Genomic DNA, 19,485 nt, shown 5'->3' with positions numbered 1-19,485 from the left:
GCCGCCCCGGTCGTCACGGCGCTCGAACGAACGGCCACCACGGTCGTCCCGACGGTCGTCACGGCGCTCGAAGCCCCGGCCACCGCGGTCGTCACGACGCTCGAAGCCGCGGCCACCGCGGTCATCACGCCGGTCGTCGCGACGGAAGCCGCCACGGTCGCCGCCCCGGTCGTCACGGCGCTCGAACGAACGGCCACCACGGTCGTCCCGACGGTCGTCACGGCGCTCGAAGCCCCGGCCACCGCGGTCGTCACGGCGCTCGAAACGCTCGGTCCGCTCCGGCCGCTCGGCCCGCTCCACGCGCTCCGAGACGTCCCGCGCCCCCTGCTGCTCCGGCAGCGCGACCTCGGCGGTCTCCACCACGGTCGCGGTCGCCGCCGGAACGGCGTCGGCCGGCAGCTCCGCCGGCTCCACGCCCCGCTCCCGCGCCACGCGCGCGACCAGCCGGTCCGCCTCCTCGCGCAGCTCGTTCGCCCGCCGCTGCGCCCGCTCCAGCTCCTTGTTGAGCTGGGCGACCTCGCGCTCGGCCTGCTGCGCGGCGTTGCCCGCCGACTCGGCCTGCACCTCGGTCATCGACCGGGCGCCGGTGATCTCCGCGACCTCCGGGTCGAAGGCGGCGCCGCCCTGGATGATGTGACGCCCGGCGTCGACGCCCGCGTCCTCCATCAGGCGGAAGATCTGGCGCCGCTGGTGCGGCAGCGACAGGGAGACGACGGTGCCGGTGCGGCCCGCCCGGGCGGTACGGCCGGCCCGGTGCAGGTAGTCCTTGTGGTCGCCGGCCGGGTCCACGTTCAGGACCAGGTCGATGCCGTCCACGTGGATGCCGCGCGCGGCGACGTCGGTGGCGACCAGGACGTTGACGTAACCGTCCTTGAAGTCGGCCAGGGTGCGGGTGCGGGCGCCCTGGGTCATGCCGCCGTGCAGCGCGTCCGCCTTCACGCCGGACTCGCGCAGCTGGTCGGCGACGCGGTCGGCGCCCAGCTGGGTGCGGACGAAGATGATGGTGCGGCCCTTACGGGAGGCGATGGCCGCGGTGACCGGCGCCTTGTCCTTGGGCTTCACGACCAGGATGTGGTGCGACATGGTGGTCACCGCGCCCTGCGCCGCGTCGACCTCATGGCTGACCGGGTCCTTCAGGTACCGGTCGACCAGGGTCTTGATCTCGTTCTCCATCGTCGCGGAGAACAGCATCCGCTGGCCGCCGGCCGGGATCTGGTCGAGCAACTCGGTGACCTCGGGCATGAAGCCCAGGTCGGACATCTGGTCGGCCTCGTCGAGGACGGCGATCTGCACGTTCTCGAGGGAGCAGGCGCCGCGGTTGATGATGTCGCGCAGGCGGCCCGGGGTGGCGACCAGGATGTCGACGCCCTTCTCCAGGGCGTAGATCTGGTTGCCCATGGAGGTGCCGCCGCACACGACCTTCATGCGCAGGCCCACCACGTCGCCGTACGGCTGGAGCGCGTCGGCCACCTGCATGGCCAGCTCGCGGGTCGGCGTCAGGATGACGGCGCGCGGCTTGTGCTTCTCGGTGCGGCCGCCGGCCAGGGTGGCCAGGGTCGGCAGACCGAAGGAGAGGGTCTTGCCGGAACCGGTGCGGCCCCGGCCGAGGATGTCCTTGCCGGCCAGGGCGTCCGGGATGGTCGCGGCCTGGATCGGGAAGGGGGTGGTCACGCCGTTCTGCGCGAGCTTGCGCACGACGCCCTCGGGCAGACCGAGGTCGGCGAAGGTCGTCTCGGGGGCCTCGGAGGTCGTGGGAGCCGCCTCGGCGGTCTCGGCGACGGCCTCGACGGCCGCCTGGGTGTCGTCGTTCTCGGGCACGACGGCGTGATCAGTACTGGCGATGGACATGCGTATGCGAAACCTTCCGGAGTCTCGTCGGCACGCGCCCGTCAACTCCGTGAATCGCGATTCGCAATACGACCGCCTCAATGCGGTCCACCACGGTAAGGGGAGAGTACGCGCCACACGGCGCGCTCTGCGGTGGCGCCGGGCAAATGGGATCAAACGATCTACCACCATACGCACCTCCACCCCCCTGACGCAAACCGCGTCGCGAAGGCGCCCGTGACCAGCGCGTACGCACCTACACCGGCACCCCGGCCACCGGCGCCGGCACCCGGTACTCCAGCTGCGTCCCCGGCGGCTCGTGCGCCGACGACGACGGCTCCGCCACCGTCGGCTCCGGCGTCGGCGAGGCGGGCGGCTCCACCGGCGGCGTCGGCTCCGGCTCCGTCGACCCCGGCGGCTCCACCGGCACCGAACGGCTCGGCGGCGGCCCGACCGGGCCCCCGCCCTTGGGCGGCGCGGAACCGGTGGACCGCCCCGACGGCACGGCCGACGGGCTCGCGCCCTTCCCGTCCGCCGCCCCGTCGTCGCCCGCGTCCTTGCCGTCGCCCTTGTGCTTGCCCTTGCCGTCCTTGTCCCGGCGGCCCTTGGAGCGCTCACCCGCCGTGCCGTGCCCCGGCCCCGCACCCGGCGCCGCCGATTCGCCACCGTCCTGGCCGGCGCCGCCGTGCCCACCGGTGGAGTGCGCGGGCCTGGCCCGCCCGTCGGACGCGTCCTCCCCCACGCTCATGCAGCCGGCGGCGGCGGAGACGGCCAGGACGGTGGCGGCCAGCCGTACGGGGACGGACACGGACACGGGTACGGACAAGGGGCGCACGGCGGCCACCTCCGGGAATCAGGAGTCCCCCTGCCCAACTCCGTTCACCCGCAAGAGGACACGCGGCCCCGAGGCGTTACGCGGCCCCGGGAGAGTCGTCACCCGTACCCGAGAGAATCGTCACCCGTACCCGAGAGAGTGCAGCCGCGCGTCGTCGATGCCGAAGTGGTGCGCGATCTCATGCACCACCGTCACCTCCGTCTCCGCGACGACGTCCTCCCGCGTGTCGCAGAACCGCAGCGTCGGCCCCCGGTAGATCGTGATGCGGTCCGGCAGCGCCCCCGCGTACCACTCACCGCGCTCCGTCAGCGGCGTCCCCTCGTACAGCCCGAGCAGCTCCGGATCGTCCGCCGGCGGCTCGTCCTCGACGAACACCGCGACGTTGTCCATCAACCGCGTCAGCTCCGGCGGGATCCGGTCCAGCGCCTCGGCGACCAGTTCCTCGAACTCCTCGCGCGTCATCTCCAGCACAGCCCCATTGTCGGCCACACCCCTCCCTGACGACACCGGCATGACGACACGACCGCGACGACATAACCCGGCCGGGGCCTGGGCATACGGCCCCAATGGCCCGAGCCACCACCACCGCCGCCACCCCCGGACCCGTCCCCGAACTCGCCGCCCGCCCCCACCCCCGCCCCTGGGTCCGCGCCGCGGGGCTCGTCGCCGTCGTGCTGCTCGGCGCCTGGCTCGGCCTGCTGGTGGTGGGCAACGTCCGGGTCCCGGTCGGCCCCATGAACACCACGATGACCCTGCGCCCCTCCCTCACCGGCGGCACGAAGATCAACGTCTCCCCGCTGGGCGCCCTCGAACTCCAGAGCCACCACGCCCCCGTACGCCTCGACGTCAACGTCGACCAGCTCGACCCCGACCGCGCCCAGGCCCTCGTCGACCACCCCGAACGCCTCTCCGGCCTCCAGCAGGAGGTCGCCCACGACGTCGAGCGGGGCACCCTCGACCTGGCCGTCCGCTCCTGCGCCGCCGTCGTCGTCGGCGCCACCGCGCTCGGGCTCGCCGTCTACCGCCGCCCGCGCCCCGCCCTCGGCGCCGGCGGCCTCGCGCTCACCCTCCTGGTCGCCTCCGGCGGCACCGCGTACGCCACCTGGAACCCCGACTCCGTCCTGGAGCCCCGCTTCTCCGGCCTGCTCTCCTCCGCGCCCTCACTGGTCGGCAACGCCCGTAGCATCGTCACCGAGTTCGACGTCTACCAGCAGGAACTGGCCCGCCTGGTCACCAACGTCACCAAGCTCTACGACGTCACCTCCACGCTCCCCGCCTACCAGCCCGACCCGTCCACCATCCGCGTCCTGCACGTGTCGGACATCCACCTCAACCCGGCCAGCTGGAAGATCATCGGCTCCCTCGTACGGCAGTACCAGGTCAACGTGATCGTGGACTCCGGCGACACCATGGACCACGGCACCGCCGCCGAGAACGGCTTCCTCGACCCGATCGAGGACCTCGGCGCCCCCTACGTCTGGGTCCGCGGCAACCACGACAGCCTCGCCACCCAGAAGTACCTCCAGGGCCTCAAGAACGTCACCGTCCTCGACGACGGGAAGGCCAAGACCGTCGCCGGCCTGCGCTTCGCCGGCATCGGCGACCCCCAGTACACCCCCGACCGCGACAAGAAGCCCGGCGCCGACGCCTCCGAGGAACTGGCCGGCGCCCGCCTCGCCTCCGCCCTGCGCGACCAGACCGCCGCCGGCACCCCCGCCGACGTCGCCATCGCGCACGAACCCTCGGCGGCCCGCGAGGTCGACGGCACCGTCCCCCTCGCCCTCGCCGGGCATCTCCACCACGAGGACATGGAGGTCATGAAGTACGGCACCCGGCTGCGCACCGAGGGCTCCACCGGCGGCAGCGGCCTGCGCGCCGTCGAGGGCAAGCACCCCGACCCCATCCAGGCGTCGATCCTCTACTTCGACCGCGGCACCCGGCGCCTCCAGGCATGGGACCAGATCGAACTCGGCGGCCTGGGCCTGACCACCGCCGAGGTCAGCCGCCACCTCCCGAAGGAGAACCAGCCCGGCGCGACCCCGAGCCCCACCCCGTCCCCGACCGCCCGTTAACCGTTTTGGCGATACCTCCCGCCATCCCATATGCTTCTCACGTCCCCGACGCGCCGCAAGGCGCTCAGGCGGGCCGATAGCCCTCATCGTCTAGCGGCCTAGGACGCCGCCCTTTCAAGGCGGTAGCACGGGTTCGAATCCCGTTGGGGGCACGCAGTACATGTGCGACACTGTCGTACGAAGCTTGGTCCTGTGGAGCAGTTTGGAGTGCTCGCCACCCTGTCAAGGTGGAGGCCGCGGGTTCAAATCCCGTCAGGACCGCTGAGGTTTCACGTGAAACCTCGCGGCTGGGTAGCTCAGTTGGTACGAGCGATCGCCTGAAAAGCGATAGGTCGCCGGTTCGACCCCGGCCCCAGCCACAGCAAAGGCCCCGATCTTATGATCGGGGCCTTGTTGTATCGGCGCTTCCCGACTGACACGGTACGAGCGATCGAGTCCGCTACCAGGGATCCTCTCCCGGCTTGCAGCTCGCCCCCACCGATGGCTTCGGCGGGATCGGCGCATCCAGCCCTACGCGTCAGGCGCGCGGGCAGGGACCTGTGACTCGGCCCCGCGGTCCCACGCCTGCCAGCCTCGGTGGCTGATGACGTGGGACGCATTGAGGTCCGCGTGCTCAACGAAGCCGCAGGACCTACAGGCGAACACGGCCTGGCTGGGCCGGTTCCGCCGATCGATGTGGTGGCACCTGGAGCACTCCTGGCTGGTGAAGGCCGGGTCGACGCTGACCACCGGAACGCCTGCGCGGCGTGCCTTGTAGGCGATGAATGCGTGCAGCTGGCCGAAGGCCCAGGAGTTGATCGTGACGCGTTGGGGCTTTCTCAGCCGGACCCGTTCGCGGATGCCCCGGAGGTCTTCCAGGGCGATTCCGCAGCCGGTGCGTTGCGCCTCCGCCACGATGTGCTTGCTGATCTTGTGGTTGATGTCCCGTGCGCGACGGGCTTCCTTGCCTGCGTGTCGCTTGGCGCGGCGTTTCGCCGAGCGGGTCCCTTTCTTCTGGAGTCGGGTGCGTAGCGCGCGGTCGTTGGTTCGGGTGCGGTTGAGGCGGCGGCCGCTGTGCCGGTGGCCGGTGGAGGTGGTGGCGATGTTGGCGATGCCGAGGTCGATTCCGATGAAGCCGTCGGGGTGGGGGTTCTGGGGGGCTTCGGGGAGGTCGAGGGTGGCTGACAGGTACCACTGTCCTGCGTGGTGGATGAGGTCGGATTCGCCTTTGCGGTGGCGCTGGAGCAGCTCGAGCTGGTGGCTTCCGGCGGCGAATGCCAGTCCTTTGATGCGGCCTGTGACGGTCCAGATGGAGACGGTGCGCCGGGGGAGCTGCCAGGAGAGCATGCGGTCGTCGTAGGTCTGGGCGGCGTCGTGGCGGAAGGTGAGGGGTTCGTGGGGGTGGGGGTTTCGCCCGGTGGCCCTCCGGCTGGCACGAAGTGTGGTGTGGGCGTCGGCCACCTTTTTGATCACGTGTTGTGCGGCCTGCGCGCCAAGTCCCCAGCGGGTTTTGATCTCTGTGTAGGTGAGGGTCCGTAGTTCGCGGTTGCGTCGTACGCCGGTGTGGTGGGCGGTGCGGGAGACGTGGGTGGCGGCTTGGTTGCAGGCGTGCAGGGTGGCGTGGAGTGCGGCGGCCTGTTGTGGCGTGGGGAGGAGTTTGACGCGTACGACGAGCTTCACGAACACAGAGGCTAGGCAGGTGTGTCCGTTCGATGTGACGCGAAGTGTAGCTTTCACCACTCTGGGTGAACGCCTTGTCGAACTGGTGCACCATCGCGGTGGCAAAAGCTGTCGCCACGGATTTCGCGGGGATGCGATCCTGGATGCGGTATGTCTACGCACCCCGCTCCCGCTCTCGGCGCCCTCGCTTCCCGGCTGGCCGAGTTGTCCCTGCGCGATGCGCACCGGCTCGGCCGCAGGCTGGAGGGTGCGCGCAGGATTCGTAAGCCCGAGGCTCGGGCCGCCGTGCTCGGTGAGATCGAGGCCGAGGTGGCCAAGGCCGAGCAGCGTATCGGTGAGCGGCGGGCTCGGGTGCCCGCCGTCCGTTATCCCGAGCAGTTGCCGGTCAGCCAGAAGAAGGACGTGATCGCGGAGGCGATCCGTGATCACCAGGTCGTGATCGTCGCCGGTGAGACCGGGTCGGGCAAGACCACGCAGATTCCGAAGATCTGCGTGGAGCTGGGGCGTGGTGTCCGGGGCATGATCGGGCACACCCAGCCGCGGCGGATCGCCGCCCGGACCGTCGCCGAGCGGGTGGCGGAGGAGCTGGACTCGCCGCTCGGGGAGGCCGTCGGCTGGAAGGTGCGGTTCACCGACCAGGTGAACCCGGACGCGACCTTCGTGAAGCTGATGACGGACGGCATCCTGCTGGCCGAGATCCAGACCGACCGCGAGCTGCGCGCCTACGACACGATCATCATCGACGAGGCGCACGAGCGGTCCCTCAACATCGACTTCCTGCTCGGCTATCTCGCGCAGCTGCTGCCGAAGCGGCCGGATCTGAAGGTCGTCATCACCTCGGCGACCATCGATCCCGAGCGCTTCTCCCGGCATTTCGGTGACGCCCCGATCATCGAGGTCAGTGGGCGGACGTATCCGGTGGAAGTGCGTTACCGGCCGCTGCTCGAAGAGGACGGCGAGGACGCCGACCGGGACCAGATCACGGCGATCACGGATGCCGTCGAGGAGCTGATGGGCGAGGGGAAGGGGGACATCCTCGTCTTTCTGTCGGGTGAGCGGGAGATCCGGGACACCGCGGACGCGCTGGAGAAGAATAAGTACCGGTTCACGGAGGTGCTGCCGCTGTACGCGCGGCTCTCGCACGCCGAGCAGCACCGTGTCTTCCAGCCGCACACCGGGCGGCGCATCGTGCTGGCGACCAACGTCGCCGAGACGTCGCTGACCGTGCCCGGCATCAAGTACGTCATCGACCCGGGGTTCGCCCGTATCAGCCGGTACAGCCACCGCACGAAGGTGCAGCGGCTGCCGATCGAGCCCGTGTCGCAGGCCAGCGCCAATCAGCGCAAGGGGCGTTGCGGGCGTACCTCCGACGGCATCTGTGTGCGGCTGTTCAGCGAGGAGGACTTCCTCGCGCGGCCGGAGTTCACGGACGCGGAGATCCTGCGCACCAACCTGGCCTCCGTCATCCTGCAGATGACCGCGGCCGGGCTGGGCGACATCGAGAAGTTCCCCTTCATCGACCCGCCGGACCACCGCAACATCCGCGACGGCGTGCAGCTGCTCCAGGAGCTGGGGGCGTTCGACCCGGCGCAGAAGGACCTGCGCAAGCGGCTGACGGACACCGGCCGGAAGCTGGCGCAGCTCCCCGTCGACCCCCGGCTGGCCCGGATGGTCCTGGAGGCGGACAAGAACGGCTGTGTGCGCGAGGTCATGGTGATAGCCGCGGCGCTGTCCATCCAGGATCCGCGGGAGCGGCCGGCCGAGAAGCAGGCGCAGGCGGATCAGCAGCACGCCCGCTTCAAGGATGAGACCAGCGACTTCCTCGCCTATCTGAACCTGTGGCGCTATCTGCGCGAGCAGCAGAAGGAGCGGGGTTCGTCGTCCTTCCGCCGGATGTGCAAGCAGGAGTACCTGAACTTCCTGCGGATCCGGGAGTGGCAGGACATCTACACGCAGCTGCGCACGGTCGCCAAGCAACTGGGCTTCCAGCTCAACGAGGACGACGCCCCGGGCGACCGGGTGCACGTCTCGCTGCTCGCCGGGCTCCTCTCCCACGTCGGGATGAAGGACGTGAAGGACGGCAACAAGAACGAGTACCTGGGCGCCCGGAACGCCAAGTTCGCGGTGTTCCCCGGTTCGGCGCTGTTCCGGAAGCAGCCGCGGTTCCTGATGTCGGCGGAGCTGGTGGAGACGAGCCGGCTGTGGGCGCGGGTCAACGCGAAGATCGAGCCGGAGTGGGTGGAGCCGCTCGCCGGGCATCTGCTGAAGCGCACGTACAGCGAGCCGCACTGGGAGAAGGACCAGGCGGCGGTGATGGCGTACGAGAAGGTGACGCTGTACGGCGTGCCGCTCGTCGCGCAGCGCAAGGTGAACTACGGCCGGATCGATCCGGAGGTCAGCCGGGAGCTGTTCGTCCGCAACGCGCTGGTGGAGGGCGACTGGCGCACGCACCACAAGTTCTTCGCCGACAACCGCCGGCTGCTCGGCGAGGTGGCGGAGCTGGAGCACCGGGCGCGGCGCCGGGACATCGTGGTCGACGACGACACGCTGTACGACTTCTACGACCAGCGGGTGCCGGAACACGTGGTGTCCGGGGCGCACTTCGACTCGTGGTGGAAGCACAAGCGGCACGAGCAGCCGGAGTTCCTGGACTTCGAGCGGGAGATGCTCATCCGGGAGTCGGCGGAGGCGGTCACCAAGGCCGACTATCCGGACAGCTGGCGGCAGGGGCAGCTGAAGTTCCGGGTGACGTACCAGTTCGAGCCGGGCGCGGACGCCGACGGCGTGACCGTGCACGTGCCGCTCCAGGTGCTCAACCAGGTGGTGGACGAGGGCTTCGACTGGCAGATCCCGGGGCTGCGCGAGGAGGTGGTGACGGAGCTGATCCGGTCGCTGCCGAAGCCGGTGCGGCGCAACTACGTGCCCGCGCCGAACTTCGCGAGGGCCTTCCTGGAGCGGGCGGTGCCGTTGCAGGAGCCGCTGACGGTCACCATGGCGCGCGAGCTGAAGCGCATGGTCGGGGTGCCCTTCGACGCGGAGGACTTCGACTGGGCGAAGGTCCCGGACCATCTGCGGGTCACCTTCCGGATCGTGGACGAGCGGCGCCGCACGGTGGCCGAGGACAAGGACCTGGAGGCGCTGCGGCTGCGGCTGAAGCCGAAGGCGCGCCAGGCGCTGTCGCAGGCGGCCGCGGCGACGGCGTCCCGCGAGGGCGGGGAGTCGCTGGAGCGCAAGGGGCTCACCGACTGGTCGATCGGCTCGCTCACCCGGGTCTTCGAGACGCGGCGGGCGGGACAGCCGGTGAAGGCGTACCCGGCGCTGGTGGACGACGGGGACACCGTCTCGGTGCGGCTCTTCGACACGGAGGCCGAGCAGGCCGAGGCGATGTGGAAGGGCACGCGGCGGCTGATCCTGCGCAACATCCCGGTCAATCCGGCGAAGTTCGCGTCCGAGAAGCTGAGCAACCAGCAGAAGCTGGCGCTGTCGGCGAATCCGCACGGCTCGGTGCAGGCGCTCTTCGAGGACTGCGCGACGGCGGCGGCGGACCGGCTGATCGCCGCCCATGGCGGTCCCGCCTGGGACGAGGCGGCGTTCCGGGCGCTGTACGACCGGGTGCGCGCGGACATCGTGGACGTGACCGTGCGGGCGGTGGCGCAGGTGCAGCAGGTGCTGGCCGCCTGGGGGGCCTGTGAGCGGCGCCTGAAGGCGGTGCGGAGCCCCGCCCTGCTGGCCAACCTCCAGGACGTGCGGGAGCAGTTGGACGCCCTGGTGAAGCCCGGGTTCGTCACCGAGGCCGGCCTGAAGCGGCTGCCGGACCTGGTGCGCTACCTGGTCGCGGCCGACCGTCGGCTGCAGCAGATGCCGACGGGGGTGCAGCGGGACACCACCCGGATGGAGAAGGTCCGGGAGATGCGGGACGAGTACGCCTGGCTGCTCGAGCAGTTGCCGCCCGGCCGGCCGGTGCCGCAGGCGGTGCGGGACGTGCGCTGGATGATCGAGGAGCTGCGGGTCAGCTACTTCGCGCACGCGCTGGGCACGGCGTACCCGGTGTCGGACAAGCGGATCGTGAAGGCCATCGACGCGCTGGCGCCGTAGCCGAGTGGGGTGAGCGGGTGGCCGCGGAGAGTGAGTTCGACCCTGGGCTCACCCTCCTGTACAGTCTCTTTTCGCAGCGCAACGCGGAAAACGCGCCGCGAAACCTGGTCCTGTGGAGCAGTTTGGAGTGCTCGCCACCCTGTCAAGGTGGAGGCCGCGGGTTCAAATCCCGTCAGGACCGCAGTGGAAGCATGAGGAAGGGCCCGCATCGATCGATGCGGGCCCTTCCTCATGCTCTGGGTCCCCACGTCGGTGGGCGAGGCTACGGGCCGTCAAGTAGGCGCCTGCGCCCGGGGCGTGCCGCCGGGGTGACCATTGCGGGCGAACCGCCTCCCCGCCGGCCCCGTCCTCGCCGCCGGCGGCCCGCTCCGCGCCCAACGCCCGCGCCCCGCTGGGCTGCTGGAACGCGCGACCTCCTCTAGCGCACATATGCCGGGGACAACAAGCTCCCCGGCATGTGACGGGAGTCACCGAATAAGTCTGCGGAAGAGTGGCACTTACGCCCCTCCTACAACCCCGCTATTTGATATGTGCCATTGCACCGGACCGACCGGAGGGCGCGAGGGCAAAGCAAAGTCGCGCCGGATCCGGCGGGATCCAGCGCGACCGACGACGTGCGGGTTCTGTTGGGGCATCACCCGGGCCGTGTGAAGCCGTGGTGCGGGGCGCATCGGCGGGTTGGGGGGCCCGCCGTTCCGCCCTTCGTGCGGGCGTTCAGGCCTCGCTGCGCTGCTGCGGGATGCCCGCGAGCAGTGCGCGGACCTCGGCCTCGCGGTAGCGCCGGTGCCCGCCGAGCGTACGGATCGACGTGAGCTTGCCGGCCTTTGCCCAGCGCGTGACCGTCTTCGGGTCGACGCGGAACATGGTGGCAACCTCAGCGGGGGTCAGCAGCGGCTCGGCATCAGGGGTGCGAGCGGTCATGAGCGGCCTCCTCGGGAGAACCGAACCATCTCGGTTCTTTCCTCTAAATTCTGCACCTTGACCCGCGTTGCCCGAAATGGCGGACGCGAGTCGAGTCGGTTATAGGACGAACGGCTTGTCCTCGGCACTACAACTACACCATCTGTCCAGCCGCGTCGGCCAAACCGATGGAATTGCCCTCCCAGGTGTTCATCAGCGACGGAAGCCGATGGACCATGCCATAGCGGACAGTCACACCTCTGTGACGATCAGTCACAGAACGATCAATAGTCACGGACGGAGCCCTCCCCGGGCTCCTTGTCCTATTTTGGCATGGGGGGAGGCAAGCGGCGCAAGAGTGATGTACGTGCGATCCGTCACGCTTGACACAAACGCCCGGATCGGGACCTACGTCCCGTCCTGCGCCCGCCCGTCGCTGACGCCCCGTCAGCGTCAGTTCGCCGAGCGGCGGTCGCGCACCGCCCGCCAGCGCTCCACCAGCCGCGCGTACGCCGCCCCGGCGCCCGCCTCGTCGCCCCGGCGCAGCGCCTCGATGGCCTCGGCGACGTCCGCCGCGGAGTGGTCGTCGGCCAACTGCTCCGCGGTGAGGGCGTGCACCAGGCCCCCGTAGTCCAGCTCGACCAGGGAGCGCGGGTGGAACTCCTCCAGCCAGCGCCCGACGTCCACCAGGCCGTCGATGAGCGGGCCTTCGTCCACGGCCTCCCTGAGGGCCTTCAGGCCCCGGGCCACCCGGCGGCGGGCCTGCACCATCGGGGTGCGGTAGCGCAGGACGGGCACGCCGTCGCCGGCGCCGTCCTTGGCCCACTCGCGCTCCTCGTCGGCGACCAGCACGAACCAGTTGATCGGCACCTGCCAGCAGGCGGTGCGGATCCAGGGGCGGGCGTCCGGGTTGCGCTCCAGCCAGCGCTCGTGGTCCTGCGCGCTCTGCCGGCGCACCACCGGCGGCAGCAGGGCGTCCAGGACCGGCTCCGGGAAGTCGTCGGCCAGCTCCTCCAGGGCCTGCCAGCCGCGCAGCCGGGTGCGCCAGGGGCAGACGCAGACCACGCCGTCGACCTCGGTGACGAAGGCGTCGGCGCTCTCGTGCACCGGCACCGGGACCGGCGGGACGGGCAGCAGGTCGGCCAGCGAGCGGCGCAGCTCGTCCTGGTAGGTGGGCAGCTCGGTGCGCCGGGCGTACCGGGTCCAGTGGGCCCGCTCGTCGTCCGGGAAGGCCGCCAGCGGCTCGTAGACGCGCAGGTAGACCGGGTAGGGAACGATCAGCGAGGACACCTTGGCCACGCCTGCATCCTCGCACGGGCGTACTCCGTGCGGAGGTGATCCCCGGCACTGTGCGGCAGGCCGGCGGCCCGAGGCCCTAGTCTCGTGCCACTGCTCCCGCCACCGCCTCCATTGCCACAAGCGCGGGGGTCCGCGGGGGCCGGCCAGCACCCGCCGCTACTTCCTCAGGAGTCACCACAGTGACCGACGTGACCGGCGCACCCGCCGACGTGCTGCACACCCTGTTCCACTCCGAGCAGGGCGGCCATGAGCAGGTCGTCCTCTGCCAGGACCGGGCGAGCGGCCTCAAGGCCGTCATCGCCCTGCACTCCACCGCGCTCGGCCCCGCGCTGGGCGGCACGCGGTTCTACCCGTACGCGAGCGAGGCGGAGGCGGTCGCCGACGCGCTCAACCTCGCGCGCGGGATGTCGTACAAGAACGCCATGGCCGGGCTCGACCACGGCGGCGGCAAGGCCGTGATCATCGGCGACCCCGAGCTGATCAAGACCGAGGAGCTGCTGCTCGCCTACGGCCGGTTCGTCGCCTCGCTCGGCGGGCGCTACGTCACCGCCTGCGACGTCGGCACCTACGTGGCCGACATGGACGTCGTCGCCCGCGAGTGCCGCTGGACCACCGGCCGCTCCCCGGAGCACGGCGGCGCGGGTGACTCCTCCGTCCTCACCGCCTTCGGCGTCTACCAGGGCATGCGCGCCTCCGCCCAGCACCTGTGGGGCGACCCGACGCTGCGCGACCGCACGGTGGGCATCGCGGGCGTCGGCAAGGTCGGCCACCACCTGGTGGAGCACCTGCTCGCCGAGGGCGCGCACGTGGTGATCACCGACGTGCGCAAGGACGTGGTGCGGGCGATCACCGAGCGGCACCCGTCGGTGGTGGCGGTGCCGGACACCGAGGCGCTGATCCGGGTGGAGAACCTGGACGTCTACGCGCCCTGCGCGCTGGGCGGCGCGCTGAACGACGCGTCCGTGCCGGTGCTGACCGCCAAGGTGGTCTGCGGCGCCGCCAACAACCAGCTGGCCCACCCGGGCGTGGAGAAGGACCTCGCCGACCGCGGGATCCTCTACGCCCCGGACTACGTGGTGAACGCCGGCGGGGTCATCCAGGTCGCCGACGAGCTGCACGGTTTCGACTTCGAGCGGTGCAAGGCCAAGGCCGCGACGATCTACGACACCACCCTTGCGATCTTCGCACGTGCGAAGGAGGACGGGATTCCGCCGGCCGCGGCGGCCGACCGGATCGCCGAGCAGCGGATGGCCGAGGCCCGCGCCGGACGCTGACCGGACGGTGATCGGCGGGCCCGCGCGGTACCCGTCGGGGGGCACTTGGAGAGAACTCTCACTTCCACCGGCGGGTCGGTCCTCGAAACGTGGTTAAAATCGCCCTTGACCAGCGAGGACGGGGCTCCTCGCGGGTTCTGGGCACGGGCACGTCCTGCGGGCGACGTACCGTATGGGCGTGGGCTCAGGTACCGTGGAAGCCCTACGGACCGGTCTCTCTGCGGAGAGTCCGTGCCGGACCATGAACGCGTGTCAAGACTCTGGGGCCGTCGAGCCCCGTCGTTGAGGGGGTCGAGCCATGGGGCGCGGCCGGGCCAAGGCCAAGCAGACGAAGGTCGCCCGCCAGCTGAAGTACAACAGCGGTGGGACTGATCTCTCACGCCTGGCCGAGGAGCTGGGCGCATCGCCGACGAATCCGCCACCGCCGCCGAGCGGCGAGCGGTTCGAGGGCGATGAGCATGACGACGACGATCTGTACTCTCGGTACGCCGACCTCTATGAGGACGACGACGAGGACGAGGACGGCCAGTCCCCGCAGCAGCGTCGCGGCGCTTGACCTTGCAATGAGCAGCAGCACCAGACCGGTCGGTGGCATCGCCACCGACCGGCTTCTGTGCTGTCGCCACGGTCGGTCGCCCGCTCGTCAGGCGGCGTAGTCCCCGACCAGCTCGGCGCCGGTGGGCCGCGCGCCGCGGTCGGCGATCCCGCCGGCCACCCACGCGTCGACACCCCGGTCGGCCAGCGTCGCGAGGGCGACGTCGACGGACCCGGCGGGCACGATCGCCATCATGCCGACGCCCATGTTCAGGGTCTTCTCCAGCTCCAGGCGGTCCACGTTCCCGGTCCGGCCGACCAGGTCGAAGATGGCGCCCGGGGTCCAGGTGGCGCGGTCGATCTCGGCGTGCAGGCCGTCCGGGATCACCCGGGCCAGGTTGGCGGCGAGGCCGCCGCCGGTGATGTGGCTGAATGCGCGCACCTCGGTGGTGCGGGTGAGGGCCAGGCAGTCCAGCGAGTAGATCTTGGTGGGCTCCAGGAGCTCCTCGCCGAGGGTGCGGCCCAGCTCGGCGACCTCGCCCTCCAGGGCGAGGCCCGCGCGGTCCAGCAGGACGTGGCGGACGAGGGAGTAGCCGTTGGAGTGAAGCCCGGAGGACGCCATGGCGATCACCGCGTCGCCGGAGCGGATCCGGTCCGGGCCGAGCAGCCGGTCGGCCTCCACGGCGCCGGTGCCGGCGCCGGCCACGTCGAAGTCGTCCGGGCCGAGCAGGCCGGGGTGCTCGGCGGTCTCGCCGCCGACCAGGGCGCAGCCGGCCAGCACGCAGCCCTCGGCGATGCCCTTGACGATCGCCGCGACGCGCTCGGGATGCACCTTGCCGACGCAGATGTAGTCGGTCATGAACAGCGGCTCCGCGCCGCACACCACGATGTCGTCCATGACCATGGCGACCAGGTCGTGGCCGATGGTGTCGTACACGCCGAGGCGGCGGGCGACGTCGACCTTGGTGCCGACGCCGTCGGTGGCGGAGGCGAGCAGCGGGCGCTCGTACTTCTTGAGCGCGGAGGCGTCGAAGAGGCCGGCGAAGCCGCCGATGCCGCCGAGGACCTCGGGGCGGCGGGTCTTCCGCACCCACTCCTTCATCAGCTCGACGGCGCGGTCGCCCGCCTCGATGTCGACGCCGGCGCCGGCGTAGCTGGCGCCCTGGGTCTCAGCAGACATGACCTTGAAGACTTCCTGTCGTACGGCGGGGAACGGCGCGGACCGGCGGCCCCGCGGTCGCTTCCGCGGGGACGCCGGCGGCGGCTACGGGCGACGGATGGCGTCGGCGGCGGCCGTGGCGGCGGGGCCGGCGGCCAGCTCCGTCTCCAGGAGCTGCTTGCCGAGCAGCTCGGGGTCGGGCAGCTCCATCGGGTACTCCCCGTCGAAGCAGGCCCGGCACAGGTTCGGCTTGGCGATGGTGGTCGCCTCGATCATGCCGTCGATGGAGATGTACGCCAGCGAGTCGGCGCCCAGCGAGGTGCCGATCTCGTCGACGCTCATGCCGTTGGCGATCAGCTCGGCGCGGGTGGCGAAGTCGATGCCGAAGAAGCAGGGCCACTTCACCGGCGGGGAGGAGATCCGGATGTGCACCTCGGCGGCGCCGGCCTCGCGGAGCATGCGGACCAGGGCGCGCTGGGTGTTGCCGCGCACGATGGAGTCGTCCACGACGACCAGCCGCTTGCCCTTGATGACTTCCTTGAGGGGATTCAGCTTCAGCCGGATGCCCAACTGGCGGATGGTCTGTGAGGGCTGGATGAAGGTCCGGCCCACATAGGCGTTCTTCACCAGGCCGTTGCCGAACGGGATGCCGGACGCCTCCGCGTAGCCGATGGCGGCGGGGGTGCCGGACTCCGGGGTCGCTATGACCAGGTCGGCCTCGGCGGGGGCCTCCTTCGCCAGTTTCCGGCCCATCTCCACCCGGGAGAGGTAGACGTTGCGCCCGGCGATGTCGGTGTCGGGGCGGGCCAGGTAGACGTACTCGAAGACACAGCCCTTGGGCTTCGCTTCCGCGAATCGGGAAGTGCGCAGGCCGTTCTCGTCGATGGCGACGAACTCGCCCGGCTCGATCTCGCGGACGTAGGAGGCGCCGCAGATGTCGAGGGCGGCGGACTCCGAGGCGACCACCCAGCCGCGCTCCAGGCGGCCGAGGACCAGCGGGCGGATGCCCTGCGGGTCGCGGGCGGCGTACAGGGTGTGCTCGTCCATGAAGACGAGGCTGAAGGCGCCGCGCACCTCGGGCAGCACCTTGTGGGCCGCCTCCTCGATGGTCAGCGGCTTGCCGTCGTCGTCGACCTGGCCCGCGAGGAGCGCGGTGACCAGGTCGGTGTCGTTGGTCGCCGCGACCCGGGTGGAGCGGCCCTCCTGCTTGGGCAGGTCGGCCACCAGCTCGGCGAGCTGGGCGGTGTTGACGAGGTTGCCGTTGTGCCCGAGCGCGATGGAGCCGTGCGCGGTGGCACGGAACGTCGGCTGGGCGTTCTCCCACACGGAGGCGCCGGTGGTCGAGTAGCGGGCGTGTCCGACCGCGATGTGACCCTGGAGCGAACCGAGAGAGGTCTCGTCGAAGACCTGGGAGACCAGGCCCATGTCCTTGAAGACGAGGATCTGGGAGCCGTTGCTGACCGCGATTCCCGCGGATTCCTGGCCCCGATGCTGGAGGGCGTAGAGCCCGAAGTAGCTGAGCTTGGCGACCTCTTCGCCGGGCGCCCAGACACCGAAGACGCCACATGCGTCCTGGGGGCCTTTTTCGCCGGGAAGCAGATCGTGATTGAGTCGACCGTCACCACGTGGCACGCCTCCGAGTGTAGGGGAGGTCGACCACTGGTCCGAATTGGCGATACGGGTTCCGGACGGGGTCAGTCCGCGGCGACGGCCCGCACGACGGTGCCGTTCTCGCTGGTCAGCGTGAGGTTCCGGCCGTCGATCGCGTAGCTCGCGCGGGCGTCGAAGAGGCGCAGCAGGCGCTTCTCCACGGCCATGAGTGAGTCTTCGCACATCATTCGGGTGGTGGCCGCGCGGCCGAGGGTGATATGGCCGTCGCTCACGGTGGCCTCGGCGTTGACGCGGTTGCAGCCGAGGCTGCCGGTGACGGTGTGCTTGGCGGGGTCGAAGGTGAGGTGGGCGCGGCCGGCGGAGTCCTCGATGTTCCAGCGGGTGCCGGCCAGGTCGGCGTTCTGCTGCTCGCTCATGCGGACGGTGTCTCCGTCTTCGGTGGTGAGGGTCAGGGTGTCGCCCTGGGTGCGGGCGGTCAGGTCGCCGCCGGTCAGGGCGTCGGAGAAGGAGTCCTCGAAGGCCATCGCGGGCTGCGCGCACGCCATCTCGGTGGACCGGGCGTCGCTGACGCGGAGGCGGTCGCCGTCCTGGCGGGCGCGGGCGCTGAAGGGGTTGCAGCCGAAGTTGCCCTCGGCGCGGCCGTCGTCGCCGATGCGGACGTGCGCGCCGGAGGGGGCGCGGTGGGTGGTGCCGGCGACGGTGACGCTGTCGACCTCCCAGTCCACGCCGGTCACCTGGCCGGCCGCGCCGACGGAGCCGCTGCCGCCGCCTTCGGCCTTCTCGCCGCCGCAGGCCGTGGCCAGCGGGACGAGGAGGGCGGCGAGGGCGGTCGCGGTCAGGGCGAGGGGGGTGTGGTGGTGCCGGTCGGTGCGGTTCATGGGAGTCGGACGGGGCAGCGGCCCCCGGGGTTCCGCTCAGCCCATCAGGGGCAGCAGCGCGCCGAGGTCGGCCCGCTCGCCGCTCGCGCCGACCGTGCCCGCCTCCCTCGCCTCGGCCCAGGTCAGTCGGCCGGTCGCCAGCCGGATCCAGGTCAGCGGGTCGGTCTCGACCACGTTGGGCGGGGTGCCGCGGGTGTGCCGGGGGCCCTCGACGCACTGGACGACCGCGAAGGGCGGCACGCGCACCTCCACCGCGCCGCCGGGGGCCTTCTCCGCGAGGGCGTCGGCGAGGAGGCGGGTCGCGGCGGCGAGGGCCTGGCGGTCGAGGGGGACGTCCGGGCCGGGCAGGGCGGCGTTGAGGTCGTCGGTGTGGACGACGAGTTCGACGGCGCGGGTGACGACGTACTCCCCCAGCGGCAGCACGCCCGCGTTGGTGGGCAGCAGCCGGCCGGCGGGGTGGGCGTCGAGGGCGGCGGTGAAGCGCCGGCGGACGTCGGCGAGGTGGGCGCCGAGGTCGGGGTGGGCGGCGGCGAGGCGCCGGGTCCGGTCGGCGATGTCATCGGCCTGGCCACCGACGGCGAACGGCCAGTCGAGCAGCCGCGCGTCGGCCCGCCCCGGCTCGGGCTCGCCGAGCAGCCGGTCCACGGCCGACAGGGCCATCCCGAGGTGCACGACGAGGTCCCGCACGCTCCAGTCCCCGAGCCGGGTCGGCAGCGCGAGCTGCTCGGACGTCAACGCGGCGACCGCGGCGGCGACGTGGTCGAACTGGGCGGTGACGGCGGCGCGGGTACGGGCGGGGTCGTAGCTGCGCTGCTTCCTCTTGGCTGGCGGCATGGGTGTGACCCTAGCGGCGGGGTGCCGGGGGGCGGGCCGGGGGCGGGGGGTGGCCAAGGCCGGGGGGCCAAGGCCGGAGGGGCGGCCAAGGTCGGGGGGTGCCAAGGCCCGGGGGGCCAAGGCCGGGGGCGGGGTCGGTCCGCAGCCGGGGGGCCCGCCGGGCTCGGGCCCGAATCCGTGGTCGGGGGTCGGGGGGTCGGGGTGTCGGGGTGTCGGGGTGTCGGGGTGTCGGGCAGAGCCTGAGCGCATGCGGGGGAGCCGAACCGAAGCCGGGCGTCGGGGCGGGCGGAGCCCGGAGCCTGGGGGGGCGTGGCGCAGCCCGGCGCTGCGGGATGCCTCCCCCAAGCTCTTCGAGCAGGGGGTACCCCCAGCGCCCACCCGTGCCGCCCCAGCGGCACGACTGCCCGCAGCTACGCGGGCGAGCACAGGCTGGTGGGCGAAGCCGGGAATCGGGCGACGCGCGGGCGAAGCCCGGAACCGGGCGACAAGCAAGCCCGAACCGGGGCGG

The 19,485-nt window shown here is 71.5% G+C and carries 14 protein-coding genes and 4 tRNA genes; 8 read left to right on the top strand and 10 right to left on the bottom strand.

Annotated features, from left to right (window positions below; translation table 11 throughout):
- The 3 genes from ACGFZL_RS05800 to ACGFZL_RS05790 all read right to left on the bottom strand — a co-directional run.
- Window positions 1–1,848, bottom strand: a 1,848-nt coding sequence (locus ACGFZL_RS05800) for a DEAD/DEAH box helicase (RefSeq protein WP_393689529.1), incomplete at its 3' end; no start/stop codon positions are given.
- Window positions 1,849–2,083: 235 nt separating this feature from the next.
- Complete coding sequence (locus ACGFZL_RS05795) at window positions 2,084–2,662, bottom strand: hypothetical protein (protein WP_393689527.1); 579 nt, start codon at window positions 2,660–2,662, stop codon at window positions 2,084–2,086.
- A gap of 120 nt (window positions 2,663–2,782) precedes the next feature.
- Window positions 2,783–3,133: a metallopeptidase family protein gene (locus ACGFZL_RS05790; protein WP_355168621.1), complete on the bottom strand. Its 351-nt coding sequence runs from the start codon at window positions 3,131–3,133 to the stop codon at window positions 2,783–2,785.
- Between the two features lie 95 nt (window positions 3,134–3,228).
- Between ACGFZL_RS05790 and ACGFZL_RS05785 the strand changes: the two genes are divergently transcribed.
- The 4 genes from ACGFZL_RS05785 to ACGFZL_RS05770 all read left to right on the top strand — a co-directional run bounded on the left by ACGFZL_RS05785 (window position 3,229) and on the right by ACGFZL_RS05770 (window position 5,093).
- Window positions 3,229–4,734 carry a metallophosphoesterase gene (locus ACGFZL_RS05785; protein WP_393689525.1) on the top strand — a complete coding sequence of 502 codons (1,506 nt, stop codon included), beginning with the start codon at window positions 3,229–3,231 and terminating at the stop codon, window positions 4,732–4,734.
- Between the two features lie 79 nt (window positions 4,735–4,813).
- Window positions 4,814–4,886 (top strand) — tRNA-Glu (locus ACGFZL_RS05780).
- A 34-nt stretch (window positions 4,887–4,920) separates the two neighbouring features.
- Window positions 4,921–4,995 (top strand) — tRNA-Asp (locus ACGFZL_RS05775).
- A 24-nt stretch (window positions 4,996–5,019) separates the two neighbouring features.
- Window positions 5,020–5,093 (top strand) — tRNA-Phe (locus tag ACGFZL_RS05770).
- A gap of 151 nt (window positions 5,094–5,244) precedes the next feature.
- On the opposite strand, the gene ACGFZL_RS05765 is transcribed toward ACGFZL_RS05770, so the two are convergent.
- The gene (locus ACGFZL_RS05765; protein WP_393689523.1) at window positions 5,245–6,393 is read right to left on the bottom strand and encodes an RNA-guided endonuclease InsQ/TnpB family protein; all 1,149 of its coding nucleotides are present in this window, start codon (window positions 6,391–6,393) and stop codon (window positions 5,245–5,247) included.
- A 150-nt stretch (window positions 6,394–6,543) separates the two neighbouring features.
- Here ACGFZL_RS05765 and hrpA point away from each other — a divergent pair, with 150 nt between their 5' ends.
- Both hrpA and ACGFZL_RS05755 read left to right on the top strand, forming a co-directional pair.
- Window positions 6,544–10,488: an ATP-dependent RNA helicase HrpA gene (gene hrpA / locus ACGFZL_RS05760; RefSeq protein WP_393689521.1), complete on the top strand. Its 3,945-nt coding sequence runs from the start codon at window positions 6,544–6,546 to the stop codon at window positions 10,486–10,488.
- A 106-nt stretch (window positions 10,489–10,594) separates the two neighbouring features.
- Window positions 10,595–10,669 (top strand) — tRNA-Asp (locus tag ACGFZL_RS05755).
- A 533-nt stretch (window positions 10,670–11,202) separates the two neighbouring features.
- Here the strand turns inward: ACGFZL_RS05755 and bldC are convergent.
- Together bldC and ACGFZL_RS05745 are read right to left on the bottom strand one after the other, a co-directional pair.
- Window positions 11,203–11,409 carry a developmental transcriptional regulator BldC gene (gene bldC, locus ACGFZL_RS05750; protein ID WP_003949541.1) on the bottom strand — a complete coding sequence of 69 codons (207 nt, stop codon included), beginning with the start codon at window positions 11,407–11,409 and terminating at the stop codon, window positions 11,203–11,205.
- A 432-nt stretch (window positions 11,410–11,841) separates the two neighbouring features.
- Window positions 11,842–12,687 (bottom strand): hypothetical protein, encoded by an 846-nt coding sequence (locus tag ACGFZL_RS05745; RefSeq protein ID WP_355168615.1) that lies wholly within the window; start codon window positions 12,685–12,687, stop codon window positions 11,842–11,844.
- 179 nt (window positions 12,688–12,866) lie between these two features.
- On the opposite strand from ACGFZL_RS05745, the gene ACGFZL_RS05740 reads away from it, so the two are divergent.
- Both ACGFZL_RS05740 and ACGFZL_RS05735 read left to right on the top strand, forming a co-directional pair.
- On the top strand, window positions 12,867–13,961 hold the full coding sequence (locus ACGFZL_RS05740; RefSeq protein WP_355168613.1) for a Glu/Leu/Phe/Val dehydrogenase dimerization domain-containing protein: 1,095 nt from the start codon (window positions 12,867–12,869) through the stop codon (window positions 13,959–13,961).
- Between the two features lie 298 nt (window positions 13,962–14,259).
- Window positions 14,260–14,517: a DUF3073 domain-containing protein gene (locus ACGFZL_RS05735; protein WP_355168611.1), complete on the top strand. Its 258-nt coding sequence runs from the start codon at window positions 14,260–14,262 to the stop codon at window positions 14,515–14,517.
- 87 nt (window positions 14,518–14,604) lie between these two features.
- On the opposite strand, the gene purM is transcribed toward ACGFZL_RS05735, so the two are convergent.
- The 4 genes from purM to ACGFZL_RS05715 all read right to left on the bottom strand — a co-directional run bounded on the left by purM (window position 14,605) and on the right by ACGFZL_RS05715 (window position 18,977).
- The gene (purM, locus tag ACGFZL_RS05730) at window positions 14,605–15,675 is read right to left on the bottom strand and encodes a phosphoribosylformylglycinamidine cyclo-ligase (RefSeq protein WP_393689518.1); all 1,071 of its coding nucleotides are present in this window, start codon (window positions 15,673–15,675) and stop codon (window positions 14,605–14,607) included.
- A gap of 84 nt (window positions 15,676–15,759) precedes the next feature.
- Window positions 15,760–17,286 (bottom strand): amidophosphoribosyltransferase, encoded by a 1,527-nt coding sequence (gene purF / locus ACGFZL_RS05725; protein WP_355168607.1) that lies wholly within the window; start codon window positions 17,284–17,286, stop codon window positions 15,760–15,762.
- A gap of 62 nt (window positions 17,287–17,348) precedes the next feature.
- The gene (locus ACGFZL_RS05720; protein WP_393689515.1) at window positions 17,349–18,143 is read right to left on the bottom strand and encodes an META domain-containing protein; all 795 of its coding nucleotides are present in this window, start codon (window positions 18,141–18,143) and stop codon (window positions 17,349–17,351) included.
- 36 nt (window positions 18,144–18,179) lie between these two features.
- Window positions 18,180–18,977 (bottom strand): sterol carrier family protein, encoded by a 798-nt coding sequence (locus tag ACGFZL_RS05715; RefSeq protein ID WP_393689513.1) that lies wholly within the window; start codon window positions 18,975–18,977, stop codon window positions 18,180–18,182.
- Between the last annotated feature and the right edge of the window lie 508 nt (window positions 18,978–19,485).

It is taken from the genome of Streptomyces sp. NPDC048182, from assembly GCF_043202555.1.
In the GTDB taxonomy this organism is placed as follows: domain Bacteria; phylum Actinomycetota; class Actinomycetes; order Streptomycetales; family Streptomycetaceae; genus Streptomyces.
This window is presented reverse-complemented; position numbering and strand designations above follow the sequence as displayed.